The 12,271-nt window shown below is 58.6% G+C and carries 9 protein-coding genes; 2 read left to right on the top strand and 7 right to left on the bottom strand.

The features are described 5' to 3' along the window. Positions 1-207 precede the first annotated feature (207 nt). The 4 genes from F8562_RS12890 to F8562_RS12875 all read right to left on the bottom strand — a co-directional run bounded on the left by F8562_RS12890 (position 208) and on the right by F8562_RS12875 (position 4,487). Positions 208-1,197, bottom strand: a complete 990-nt coding sequence (locus F8562_RS12890; RefSeq protein WP_014839613.1) for a Gfo/Idh/MocA family protein — start codon at positions 1,195-1,197, stop codon at positions 208-210. Between the two features lie 69 nt (positions 1,198-1,266). Next, on the bottom strand, positions 1,267-1,770 hold the full coding sequence (locus F8562_RS12885; RefSeq protein ID WP_014839612.1) for a M48 family metallopeptidase: 504 nt from the start codon (positions 1,768-1,770) through the stop codon (positions 1,267-1,269). Between the two features lie 78 nt (positions 1,771-1,848). Continuing rightward, a complete protein-coding gene (locus F8562_RS12880) occupies positions 1,849-3,492 on the bottom strand; it encodes a glycoside hydrolase family 43 protein (RefSeq protein ID WP_014839611.1) in 1,644 nt (547 codons plus the stop codon). A 128-nt stretch (positions 3,493-3,620) separates the two neighbouring features. Continuing rightward, on the bottom strand, positions 3,621-4,487 hold the full coding sequence (locus F8562_RS12875) for a helix-turn-helix domain-containing protein (protein ID WP_038423701.1): 867 nt from the start codon (positions 4,485-4,487) through the stop codon (positions 3,621-3,623). Positions 4,488-4,594: 107 nt separating this feature from the next. On the opposite strand from F8562_RS12875, the gene F8562_RS12870 reads away from it, so the two are divergent. Continuing rightward, positions 4,595-5,923, top strand: a complete 1,329-nt coding sequence (locus F8562_RS12870; protein ID WP_094909420.1) for a glycoside-pentoside-hexuronide (GPH):cation symporter — start codon at positions 4,595-4,597, stop codon at positions 5,921-5,923. A gap of 104 nt (positions 5,924-6,027) precedes the next feature. After that, positions 6,028-7,158 (top strand): 23S rRNA (guanine(1835)-N(2))-methyltransferase RlmG, encoded by a 1,131-nt coding sequence (rlmG, locus tag F8562_RS12865; RefSeq protein WP_014839608.1) that lies wholly within the window; start codon positions 6,028-6,030, stop codon positions 7,156-7,158. A 186-nt stretch (positions 7,159-7,344) separates the two neighbouring features. On the opposite strand, the gene F8562_RS12860 is transcribed toward rlmG, so the two are convergent. From F8562_RS12860 to lsrR, 3 genes are all read right to left on the bottom strand, one after another. Further along, positions 7,345-9,366, bottom strand: a complete 2,022-nt coding sequence (locus F8562_RS12860; protein ID WP_014839607.1) for an NADPH-dependent 2,4-dienoyl-CoA reductase — start codon at positions 9,364-9,366, stop codon at positions 7,345-7,347. Between the two features lie 223 nt (positions 9,367-9,589). Continuing rightward, positions 9,590-11,182 (bottom strand): autoinducer-2 kinase, encoded by a 1,593-nt coding sequence (lsrK, locus tag F8562_RS12855; protein WP_014839606.1) that lies wholly within the window; start codon positions 11,180-11,182, stop codon positions 9,590-9,592. Between the two features lie 37 nt (positions 11,183-11,219). Further along, positions 11,220-12,191, bottom strand: coding sequence for a transcriptional regulator LsrR (gene lsrR / locus F8562_RS12850; protein ID WP_004105944.1), 972 nt, complete (start codon positions 12,189-12,191; stop codon positions 11,220-11,222). Between the last annotated feature and the right edge of the window lie 80 nt (positions 12,192-12,271).

The following is a 12,271-nucleotide window of genomic DNA, read 5'->3' as shown; positions in this document are numbered from 1 at the left end:
ACGGCAGCCGCTGCGCTTTTATGCATAGACCTCGCCTTCCGGCAAGGTCTCACTTACAACAAGAATCTGTTGCCCGGCGACCGGATGCGGTTTTTCACGCATCGTAATGACGATCGGCCGGCAAGGAAGTTACTCCCCTTTGCGCGTAACAAAGTATTACAGGTTATAAATGGCGTCAATGGAGGCCGACGGACCATTTACACAGCTTTACGCCACCGGTTGACTATCCGCCGGGAAGACCACGCCGGTCTGGCGACGAATTTCGCTCAGCAGCTTCGCCGTGATGCGGCTCACTTCCAGACCCGGATGAACCACCTCGTTGGCTTCGACCAGACGCGCGAACTCCTCCGCTTCATACAGCATCGTATTGATATGCTGCGGCAGGGTGAGATCCTGAGGCTTGCCGCCGCGCGGCACGAAGCACACTTTCTGGCATTCGGAGATTTTTTCGATTACCAGCGCGCCGGCTTCGCCCTGAATTTCGCTGGGGATGGCGGAATCGCTGACCTTCGAGTGGTGCAGGGTGACATCGAAATCCCCGTAGCTGAGAACGACCGTGCCCTGGCCATCGACGCCGCTCTCCAGCAGGCTGGCGGTTGCGTGCACCGCGCGAGGCTCGCCCCACAGCGCCACCGCGGAGGCCAGACAGTAAAAGCCGATATCCATGATCGAGCCGTTAGAGAAGGCCGGATTGAAGGTGTTGGGATTTTCGCCGTCGAGATAGCGCTGATAGCGGGAAGAGTACTGGCAGTAGTTAATAAAGGCTTTGCGCAGCTTGCCGATCTTGTCGAACGACTGTTTAAGCAGCAGGAAGTTTGGCAGGCTGGCGGTTTTGAACGCTTCGAAGAGCACCACGTTATTTTCCCGCGCCGTTTTGATCGCGGCTTCGACTTCCTGCAGGTTCGAGGCCAGCGGTTTTTCGCAAATCACGTGTTTTTTATGGCGCAGGAACAGGCGGGTTTGCGGGAAGTGCAGCGAGTTTGGGCTGGCGATATAGACCGCGTCAACGTCAGGGCTTTGCGCTAAATCTTCCAGCGAAGTGAACAGATGTTCGACGGGATAGTCGCTGGCGAAGGTCTGGGCTTGCTCAAGGCTGCGGGAGTAGATGGCGGTGAGTTTATATTTGCCGGTTTCATGGGCGGCATCGACAAACTGCTTGGTTATCCAGTTTGTGCCAACAACTGCGAAACGTATCATAAACGTTGACGAACTCCGTAAAAGGGACCTTTCGTCACTGTAGCACGCCATCATGACAAAACCAGTGCGCTATGGCGCAGAACGCTCTAACGAAAGCTGGGTCAGCCACAGGCGGGTATCAAACTCCAGCTGATGGTACTGCGGCTCCATATGGCAGCACAGCTGATAGAACGCTTTGTTGTGCTCTTTTTCCTTCAGGTGCGCCAGCTCGTGCACCACGATCATCCGCAGAAAATCCTCCGGCGCATCGCGAAAGACGGTGGCGACGCGAATTTCGGCTTTCGCCTTCAGCTTGCCGCCCTGAACGCGGGAGATGGCGGTATGCAGGCCGAGCGCGTTGTTGAGCACGTGGATCTTGTTGTCGTACATCACCTTATTGATCGGCGCCGCACCGCGCAGATAACGGGACTTCAGATCCTGGGTATACTGGTACAGCGCTTTATCGTTGTTGATATCGTGACCCTGCGGATAGCGCTTTTTCAGCACCTCGCCGAGACGGTTCTGTTCGATTAACGCGGTGACCTGCGCCAGCAGGGATTCAGGGTAGCCCTGGAGATAGGTTAAAGTGCTCATGCAGCCTGTTTGGGTCATTCAGCGACAACAGCCGGGGATTCTAGCACCCCGCGTGGGCAGGATGCCAGAAAGGCGGCGTTACTCGATTATCGCGTCTTCTACCGCCCGGTAGCTAAAGAAGTCAAACAGCGCCTCTTTACGATGCAGCATGCTATCCACGCAGGCCATGCCGACAAACGCGCCGGTAAACTCGCCGTAGCGGCTGTATTCATCGGAAAAACGCGAGGTGTCGTAGACCGCGCCGATGTTTTGGTATTTTGCGCCATCCGCGGACCACGAGCACCGTATCTCCCGGCCGTTAATCGCCATCGCCAGATAGACTTCTCCCTCCGCAAGGCGGATTTTCTGCGGGTCGTCGTGACGCTCGCCGTTATCCATATAAATGATGGCCAGCTGCGCTGCGCCGGAGGCTTCATCCCAGGTTTTATGCAAAAACAGATAGTTCATGTTGTCGTAATAGAGCGTCAGGCCGGCGCTGTGCTGATAAATCTCCGGGCTGAACTCCATCTTCGTGACGATGGTGGCGTATACCGAGGTGAGCTTTTTCGCCAGCAGACTGACTTTATTGAGCGAGCTCAGCGACTCCTGGCCGCGTAAGGCAAGGTAGCCTGCTTTACGTTCAAGGCTGGTAAAGCGCTGAAAGCGGATCCGCGGCGCATAGAAGGCGTTATCCAGCGTCTGCCCATCAAAATCATCCCTGTCTGGTTTAGCCGGAAACGGCTGAGAAGGCAGATTAGACTCTTCCACCTGGTGCTGAGCGAGGTTCCCCCCGGCCGCCATGCGCAGCCAGCCATCGTCGCTCCATACCATCTTTTGTATCGCCGTCTCGCGGCCCAGCGGGCAGCGCAGCGCCTGGCGGAAGGGTCTGCAGCAAAGATGGGTTAACCAGACTTCGCCCGTCGGGGTCTCGACGTAGCTGCCGTGCCCGGCTTTTTGCAGATAGGTTTGCGGATTGAAGTAGTGTGGTTTGAGATGGTCTGCGTCGTGGCGCGCGTTAAAGTTCTCCGGCCAGGAGGTGACGATGGGGTTTTGCGGATCGCCTTCATAGGGGCCGGCGACCTGCGTTGCGCGCGCCATGGTGACCGCATGGCCGTAGCCGGTGCCGCCTTCGGCGACCATCAGGTAGTAATAGTCGCCGCGGCGCGTCAAATGCGGTGCTTCAATACAGCCGCGATCGGTACCGCCGCGCCAGATCCGCTGCGGATAGCCGACAACGCTTCGCGTTTGCGGCGAATACTCCACCAGGCAAATGGCGCCCGGTTTTTCGTAACCTTCGCGGGTTTCCCACTCCAGGGAAACGATCCATTTTTTTCCGTCGGTGTCGTGCAAAATGGAGGCATCGAACCCGGCAGAGTGGAGATAAACCGGCTCACTCCACGGGCCGGTGATTTCACTGGCGGTAATAAGATAGTTATCTACATCGAAATAACGTGAATTCATGGAATTCATCACGCCATAAATAACGTAGAACAGCCTTTCCTCTTCACACCAGGTCAGGCTCGGTGCCCAAATGCCTTTGGCGGAGGGCAGCTTTTTTAAATCCGGATTATTATCATCGGTAAGAACGTGGGTAAGTAGTTGCCAATGTTTTAAATCCCTCGAATGATAAACCGGCAGGCCGGGAAACCATTCAAAGGAAGAGACCGCCACATAATAATCATCGCCGCGCCGACAGATACTGGGGTCAGGATTAAAACCTTTAAAAACAGGATTCTGAATCATCGTATTTACCCTTAATGCGCAAAATATAGCGATGATTGTAAATAGGCGATGGCGACGGGGATATATAGACTCTGGCTATTTATATAATAAACGTCTACTTATCCGGTGATGCGGCTCACAAAAACGCGTTATTTCTCTGCCCGACGCCCTACGGCATCGGTGCTTCTGACTTTGTGACGGAAGGCCAGCGGGGTGTCGTTCATCATCTCTTTAAACTTGAGGCAGAAGTAGGCGCTGTCGGTGAAGCCGGCGCTTTGCGAGATATCGCTAATCTTCAGGTCGGTGTTGGTCAGTAGATTGATAGCGATATTCAGTTTGCGCAGCAGCATAAATTTTTTGAAGCTGATGCCGAAGGCGGATTTAAAGGTGCGGGAAAACCAGGATTTCGACCACCGGCAGCGGCGGGCGGCTTCTTCGGTTGTCATCTCAAAATTTTCATTTTCATCAATAGATTGCAGAAGTTCGATCAGCTCGCTCAGATAGCGGTGGTTGGTGCGTTCGGTAATGGGGACGGAATCTTTCAGGCTATTAAAGGCGTGCAGCAGTACGCTCTGCATCAGGGAGCGAAACAGCGAATCGGTAAAGTCGCTGAACTCGCCGCACCAGCTCAGCAGCAGCTCCAGGCGCTCGGCTTCCTCGCCGGAAAGGTAAGCGACCGCGCCGCAGTGGGCGGCGGGGAGCGACAGGTCGTATCCCTCGAGCCACTCTTTTTCGAATTGCATAAGATAACGCTTGTGGCTGGCGGCGGCCGGGAGCGTCATTTCATGGATCAGTAAGGCGGGGACGAAAATCAGAGTATTGTTTTTTATCGTAAATTTCTCATCACCAATCGAATAGCTGCCCTCCGACTCTCGGAACCACATCAGTTCGTCCATCATATGAAAATGCGGGACTACGTTTATGCCATTGAAATCGTTTATGTTATCTACCCGCAGGGTAAATAGCTCGCCGGCGCCCACGGGGATCTTTTCGAAAACGGGAGATTCATCACTCATCGGGTACACTCTTCTTATATTTAACAGGATGATTTATACATAATCGGTAAGCCCTAAGCAATAACGTACAGAGGACAAATATTAACGATCTTTCTGGCGGAGGCGCGATGAACACTGCCCGTATCAGTATTAAAGAAAAATTTAGCTATGGGTTAGGGGATACCGGCTGTAATTTAGTCTGGCAGACGGTGATGCTGTTTATGGCCTGGTTTTATACCGACGTATTTGGTTTAAGTCCGGCGCATATGGGGACCATGTTTCTCGCAGTCAGGGTATTAGACGCGGTCACCGATGTATTAATGGGGGCGGTGGCGGATCGTACCCGGACTAAATATGGGCAATTCCGCCCTTATATTTTATGGTTCGCGATTCCTTTTGGCGTACTTTGCTGCTTAACGTTTTATACGCCGGATTTCGGCTATACCGGCAAGCTGATTTACGCCTATGTTTCTTATACCTTATTATCGCTGGTCTATACGGCGATTAACGTTCCGTATTGCGCGATGATCAATAATATCTCTAACGATTCCCGCGAGCGCGTTTCGCTTCAGTCCTGGCGCTTTGCGCTCAGTACGCTCGGCGGTCTGATTGTCTCGCTGACCGCGCTGCCGCTGGTGGCCTGGCTGGGTCAGGGTAATGTGCAAAACGGCTATTTTTACACCATGATTGTGATGGGGTGCCTGAGCATCATTCTGTTCTTTATCTGCTTCGGCCTGACGAAAGAGCGCTACACCACGGATATCGCGGTCAACAATCAAAGCAGCATTCTTGACGATCTGAAAACCCTGCTCGCCAACAAGGACTGGCGCATTCTCTTCGCGCTCAACGTCGTTAACCTGATTGCGGTGCTGTTTAAAGGCGGGACCACGCTCTATTACGTCAACAACATTATGGGGCGGGCGGATCTGGGCAGTCTGCTGCTGACCACCACCCTGGCTTCCGGCGTGCTGGGGGCGATGCTCTCCCCGTTTATCTTTAAAAATATTGATAAAGTGAAAGGGTTTAAAATCTCGATGGCCATCGAGGCGGCGCTGCTGATAGGCATGTACTTCGTCCCGGCGGGGAACGTGGCCGCTATCTTTGCGCTGGTGATTATCATCAATATTATTCAGCTGGCCGCCACGCCGCTGCAGTGGAGCATGCTGTCCGATATTATCGATGCGGAAGAGAAACGCAGCGGTAAAAAACTCAGCGGGATCGTTTTTTCAACAAACCTGTTTGCCATCAAGCTGGGGATCGCCATCGGCGGCGCGCTGGTGGGCTATATGCTGGCATGGGGCGACTACGTTGGCGGCGCAGCGCAGCAAACCGACTCCGCGCTGCTGTTCACCGTCTTCCCCGGGGTACTGGTGGCGCTGCTGATTGTTATCATGAGCAAGTACAGCCTGGACGATAAACGCCTGTCGCGCCTGGCGCAGGACGACCTCCCGGCGTAACGGACCGTCGCCCGGCAGATGGAGATAATCGGCGCATCTCTATTCTACTGGGCGAAGTTTGCGTATAAACTCGCGGGTTTTAGAGTTCCGGAGGCACAAAGGCGATGAGCCAGGTAGAGTTAAACGGTGAGTTATTCACATTAGAGCGGTTCCCGCCGAATGCTGAAGAGGAAGCGCTTCAGGCGTGGGAAGCGGCGGATGAATATCTGCTGCAACAGGTGAATGACGTCGACGGCCTGACGCTCATTTTCAATGACAGCTTTGGCGCGCTGGGCTGCGCGCTGGCGGAACGCAACCCGGTCAGCATCAACGATTCCTACGTATCTGAGCTGGCGACCCGCTACAACCTGCGGATGAACGGCATTGATGAAGAGAGCGTACGTTTTCAGGATCCCCTGAGCGAACTGCCTGCCGCGCCGGCGCTGGTGCTCATTAAGGTTCCGAAGCAGCTGGCGCTGCTGGAGCAGCAGCTGCGCGCGCTGCGCGAGGTTGTCACGCCGGAAACCCGTATCATCGCCGCCGCGAAAGCGCGGGATGTCCACAATTCCACCCTGGCGCTGTTTGAGAAGATCCTCGGCACCACCACCACATCGCTGGCATGGAAAAAGGCGCGGCTGATTTTCTGTACCTTTACCGCGCCTGAGGTGGCCGATGCGCCGCAAACCTACAGCTGGCCGCTGGACGGTACGCCGTGGACGATTCACAACCACGCCAACGTGTTCGCCCGCAGCGGCCTGGATATTGGCGCGCGCTTCTTCCTGGAGCATCTGCCGGCAAATATTGAAGGCGAGATCGCCGATCTTGGCTGCGGCAACGGCGTGATTGGCCTGAAAGCGCTGGCTTTAAACCCGGACGCCCGGGTGATGTTTACCGATGAGTCCTATATGGCGGTCGCTTCCAGCCGGCTGAACGTCGAAACCAATATGCCGGATGACCTCGAGCGCTGCGAGTTTGTGGTGAATAACGCGCTGTCCGATATTGAGCCGGACCGCTTCGCCGCCATCCTCTGCAACCCGCCGTTTCATCAGCAGCATGCGATCACCGATCATATTGCCTGGCAGATGTTTAACGACGCCCGCCGCAGCCTGAAGTACGGCGGCGAGCTGTATGTCGTCGGCAACCGCCATCTCGATTATTTCCGCAAGCTGAAACGCGCGTTCGGTAACTGCACGACGATCGCCACCAATAATAAATTTGTGGTGTTGAAAGCGACAAAGGTGCGCAAACAGCGCTGAGCGTTATCGGCTTTCCCGGTTTCCCCGGTTTCCCCGGCTTGCGGCTGACGCCTTAGCCGGGCTACCGGCTTGCGGCTGACGCCTTAGCCGGGCTACCGGCTGACGCCTTAGTCGGGCTACCGGCTGACGCCTTAGCCGGGCTACCGGCTGATACCTTAGTCGGACTACCGGCCGGGTTTTCTTTCCCTAAATCGACAGCGCCAGCCGGGTGCCCTGAGCGATTGCCCGCCGGGCGTCCAGCTCCATCGCTACGTCGCAGCCGCCAATCAAATGCACCGTTTTACCCGCCGTCTGCAGCGGATCGGCAAGCTCGCGGCGGGGATCCTGACCGGCGCAGATAATCACATGATCAACGTTAAGCACCTGAGATTCGCCGCCGATCGTCACATGAAGGCCGGCATCATCGATCCGTTGATAGCTGACGCCGGGGATCATTTTGACGCCGCGGGCCAGCAGGGTAGCGCGATGGATCCAGCCGGTGGTTTTCCCCAGCCCGTCGCCGGGCTTGCTGGTTTTGCGCTGCAGCATCACGATCTGGCGTGGGCTTTTAGCCAGCTGCATCCCTTCCGGGCGTAATCCGCCCGCGCTCTGCAGGCTGGTATCGATCCCCCATTCCGCACAGAACTCGTCGATATTCTGGCTGGTGGCGACGCCGGACTGGCTGAGGTACATGGCGGTATCAAAGCCGATCCCGCCGCAGCCGATAATCGCCACCTTCTCGCCGACCGGCGCTTTATCACGCAGGACATCGAGGTAGCTCAGCACCTTCGGATGATCGATCCCGGCGATATCCGGCATCCGCGGGGCGATCCCGGTGGCGAGGATAATCTCATCAAATGCCCGCAGATCGTCGGCCGTCACCCGGGTTTTAAGCCGCAGCGCGACGCCGGTAAGATCCAGCATCCGGCGGTAATAACGCAGAGTCTCATGGAACTCCTCTTTGCCGGGGATCTGTTTGGCGATAGTAAACTGGCCGCCAATCTCATGGTGCCCGTCAAAGAGCGTCACCTGATGCCCGCGCGAGGCGGCGTTAACGGCAAAGGCCAGGCCGGCAGGACCGGCGCCGACTACCGCCAGCCGCTTCGGTGCGGTCGCGGGCGCTATCGGCATCAGGGTTTCATGGCAGGCGCGCGGGTTGACCAGACACGAGGTGACTTTACCGGCGAAGATCCGATCGAGGCAGGCCTGGTTGCAGCCAATACAGGTATTGATCTCATCCGCCCGCCCGCTCTGTGCTTTAGAGAGAAATTCGCTGTCGGCGAGGAAAGGGCGGGCCATCGATACCATGTCGGCGTCTCCGCGGGCCAGGATCGCCTCCGCCACGGCGGGATCGTTAATCCGGTTGGTGGTGACCAGCGGGATCGACACCGCGCCTTTCAGCTTGCGGGTGACCCAGCTAAACGCGCCACGCGGTACCGGAGTGGCGATGGTGGGAATGCGCGCCTCGTGCCAGCCGATGCCGGTATTGATAATCGTGGCCCCGGCGGCCTCAATCGCTTTCGCCAGCGCGGTGACCTCCGCCAGGGTGCTGCCGCCGCTGACCAGGTCGAGCATCGACAGGCGGTAGACAATAATAAAATCGCTGCCCGCGCGCTCCCGCACGGCTCTGACCACCTCTACGGCAAAACGCATGCGTCGGGCGTAGTCGCCGCCCCACTGGTCGTCGCGCAGGTTGGTGCGCGCGGCAAGAAATTCGTTAATCAGATAGCCTTCCGAGCCCATCACTTCGACGCCGTCGTACCCGGCTTCCCGCGCCAGCTGGGCGCAGCGGGCAAAATCATCGATCAGCTGTAAGATCTCTTCGTGGCTCAGTTCGTGAGGCGTAAAGGGGTTGATCGGCGCCTGCAGCGCGGAAGGAGCCACCAGCTGCGGCTGGTAGCTGTAGCGCCCGGTATGCAGGATCTGCAGCGCGATTTTGCCGCCCTCCTCGTGTACCGCATCGGTGATATGGCGGTGATGAGCGAGATGGCTGGCGTCGTTAAGCACCGCGCCGCCCGCCATGGTGACGCCGGAAGGCGCCGGGGCAATCCCGCCGGTGACGATCAGCGCCACCCCGTGGCGGGCGCGCTCGGCGTAAAACGCCGCCAGCCGCTGTGCGCCGTCCGGCAGCTCCTCCAGGCCAGTGTGCATCGAGCCCATCAACACGCGGTTTTTGAGCGTTGTGAACCCCAGGTCAAGCGGGGCGAAAAGCGACGGGTAGCGGCTCATAATCTCTTCCAGTGTAAAATTATTGTTATGTGGTCGGATGAGTTACTAATTTAGCCGCCGCGGGCGAAAAGGGAAAAGGGGAGTGCGGCGATTGTGATGGGATTCAAAGAACGGCGGAAGGTTCTCCCTTACCCCGGCCCTCTCCCTCCGGGAGAGGGAGAAGGGCGGAATGGCGCCGGGGCCAGTTATGCCCGGACGGTTTCTTCTCCTGTAGGGGAGAGGCTTAGGGTGAGGGGGCAACAGGGGCACGGCGCGTCAGCCCCGGCGCCTGCCACATCGAGGTCGTTAATCCGCTGTCCACCAGACCGAGCTGCTCGGCGTACACCGACTGCCATTTGATCATCATCTCGTGATACAGCTCGCGATGCGCCGGATTGGGCGTAAATTCCCGGTGCCAGCTCACCAGCTTCTCGCCCGTCGCCGCCATATCGCCGTACAGCCCGGCGCCGGTGCCGGCGGCGATCGCGCAGCCCAGCGCCGTCGCCTCGCGGACCTCCGGCACCCGCACCGGGAGGCCGGTGACATCGCTGAGGATCTGGCTCCACAGCGCGCCTTTTGAGCCCCCGCCCGCAAAGACCAGGCTGTCAAACTGCACGCCGGAAAACTGCGAAATTTGCGCCAGATTACAGGCAGAGACAATCGCCGCGTTCTCTTCCAGCGCGCGGAAGAGGGTGGCCTTATTGCATTTTTCCGGGTCGATGGAGAGGTTAATAAACGACGGCGCGGCGTGGTACCACTGCTTAAAGTGCATGGCGTCAGAGAAGATCGGCATCACCCCGTGGGAACCCGCCGGCACGCGGCTGGCCATCTCTTCGAGCAGGCTGTAGGCGTCGACGCCGAGGCGCCCGGCAATCAGCTTCTCCTCCGCGCAGAACGCGTCGCGGAACCAACGCATGGTCAGGCCGGTGAAGAAGCTGATGGACTCCGCCTGCGCCATGCCGGGAATGACGTGCGGGTTAACGCGAATATTCATCTCCGGGTCAGTTCGGACTTCCGGCAGATTAACCACCTGCTGCCAGAAAGTGCCGCCGAGCACCGCCGTCTGCCCGGCGCGCACCACGCCGAGGCCCAGGCAGCCGAGCTGGACGTCGCCGCCGCCCATCACCACCGGCGTGCCCGCGCGCAGCCCGCTTTGCGCCGCTGCCGCGTCGGTCACCGCTCCCAGTACGCTGCCGGTCTCTTTGACCGGCGAGAGAATATCGGCCCGCAGCCCGGCCATATCCAGCAGCGCCGGGCGCCAGTCGCGGCTGAAGAGATCGAGCATGCCGGTCGTTCCGGCGTTAGAAGGGTCAACCGCCAGTTCGCCGGAAAGCTTTGCCGCCAGCCAGTCGCTGATCATGGTGATGGTCGCCGCTTTGCGGTAGATATCCGGGCGATGATGGGCCAGCCACAGCAGGCGCGGCATGGCGCTCAGCGCCAGGGTCTGCCCGGACACGCCGTACACTTCGGATTCAAAACGGTCGTCGTGGATCTCTTTGAGCTCCGCCACCTCGCGGCTGGCGCGGGCGTCAACGTTGGCGCAGGCCCAGATGGCCTCGCCGTTGCGGTCGTAAAGCACGATGCCTTCACGCATCGAGCAGCAGGCCACGGACTGAATATCGGTCGCAGAGAGATGGGTGGCGGCCAGCGCCTGACGGATACACTGGCAGGCCAGCTGCCAGTTGGTGCCAAGGTCGAACTCCATCGAGCCGGGGACATTGTCCACGCTCAGGTGCTTCCATTCGGCCTGGCCGACCGCCATCTGGCGGCCCTGGAGATCGAATACGACCGCCCGAATGCTGCCGGTCCCGGCATCTAACGCTAACAGGTAACTCATGACATGCGCCTCGCTCGTGTTGCGCGGCGCAGGGCCGTTATGAGGCCAGCGTCAGCACCGCGCGTGCTGTTGTCTCTTCCGTTACCAGGCCATTAATCCGCTTGCCGATAAGGGCCGCGTAAATCGCCTGCGCTTTTTCTGTGCCCCCGGCGACGCCCACGATGGTCGGCAGCTGCGCCAGTTCATCAAGGGTGACGCCGAGCAGTTCCCGATGGATCTCCAGCCCTTCAACCGGTTTGCCGTCGGCCTGCAGGAAATAACCTAAAATGTCGCCGACCGCGCCTTTGCGGGCGTACATTAGCTGTTCGCCTTCGCTGATATAGCCGGAGCGCAGGATGGTGGCGTCCCGGCGCTGGTCAATGGCGCCGATACCTACCACCGCCGCATCCGCCGCCGTCGCGGCCAGGATCACGTCGCGGACGCTCGATTCCCGGCGCAGGATCTCTGCCACATCCGCCGATGACACCCGCAGCGGCGCGGGGATCATGCTGACGCTACAGGCGGCATCCAGCTGGCCAATGCCGGTCATATACGGGCCCACGCCGCCGGAAAGCGTCACCAGCCGAACCTGCTGGGAGCCGATAAACCCGCTCAGGTGCTGCAGGCAGCTCATGGTGGCTTCGCCAAAGCCCACCGCCAGCAGCTGTCCCGGCTCCAGCACGCCCATTAACGATTGCGCCGCGCCAATCCCCAGGCGGGTGTTCATCGGCGGGGTATTCAGCGCCGGCAGCACGCGGGCAATTTTCAGACCGAAACGCTGCTGAAGTTCGGTTTCCAGCGCCAGGCAGCCCTCATAGCGCGAATTAATCTGGACGCGGATCACCCCCGACTGGCGGCCCTTCTCCAGCAGGCGGGAGATCTTTAACCGCGGCAGCCCTAAACGCTCGCCGATGTCGTTCTGCGTCAGGCCGTCGTGGTAGTAACACCACGCCACCCGCGCCACCAGCTCCTCCTCGGCTAACGCCAGCCCGGCGTAGCGGCTCTCTTCCGTAATGCGTTTTTCGCTCATAAATTGAACTCTTATAAAAATTTAGATCATATGTTCGTTATTGCGCGGTCGGAAAATGTGAGCCGACTGGCAAAACGGAT

This window comes from Klebsiella sp. RCJ4 (assembly GCF_009025755.1).
In the GTDB taxonomy this organism is placed as follows: Bacteria; Pseudomonadota; Gammaproteobacteria; order Enterobacterales; family Enterobacteriaceae; genus Klebsiella; species Klebsiella michiganensis.
The sequence above is the reverse complement of the archived record's forward strand: the minus strand, read 5'-3'. Positions and strand labels throughout refer to the sequence as shown.

Excerpts from the sequence above, each read along its gene's own strand:
- F8562_RS12880 (WP_014839611.1), bottom strand. The coding sequence starts at position 3,492 with ATGATTCAGAATCCTGTTTTTAAAGGTTTTAATCCTGACCCCAGTATC.
- F8562_RS12860 (WP_014839607.1), bottom strand. The coding sequence starts at position 9,366 with ATGAGCCGCTACCCGTCGCTTTTCGCCCCGCTTGACCTGGGGTTCACA.
- F8562_RS12890 (WP_014839613.1), bottom strand. The coding sequence starts at position 1,197 with ATGATACGTTTCGCAGTTGTTGGCACAAACTGGATAACCAAGCAGTTT.
- rlmG (WP_014839608.1), top strand. The coding sequence starts at position 6,028 with ATGAGCCAGGTAGAGTTAAACGGTGAGTTATTCACATTAGAGCGGTTC.
- F8562_RS12870 (WP_094909420.1), top strand. The coding sequence starts at position 4,595 with ATGAACACTGCCCGTATCAGTATTAAAGAAAAATTTAGCTATGGGTTA.
- lsrR (WP_004105944.1), bottom strand. The coding sequence starts at position 12,191 with ATGAGCGAAAAACGCATTACGGAAGAGAGCCGCTACGCCGGGCTGGCG.
- F8562_RS12885 (WP_014839612.1), bottom strand. The coding sequence starts at position 1,770 with ATGAGCACTTTAACCTATCTCCAGGGCTACCCTGAATCCCTGCTGGCG.
- F8562_RS12875 (WP_038423701.1), bottom strand. The coding sequence starts at position 4,487 with ATGAGTGATGAATCTCCCGTTTTCGAAAAGATCCCCGTGGGCGCCGGC.
- lsrK (WP_014839606.1), bottom strand. The coding sequence starts at position 11,182 with ATGAGTTACCTGTTAGCGTTAGATGCCGGGACCGGCAGCATTCGGGCG.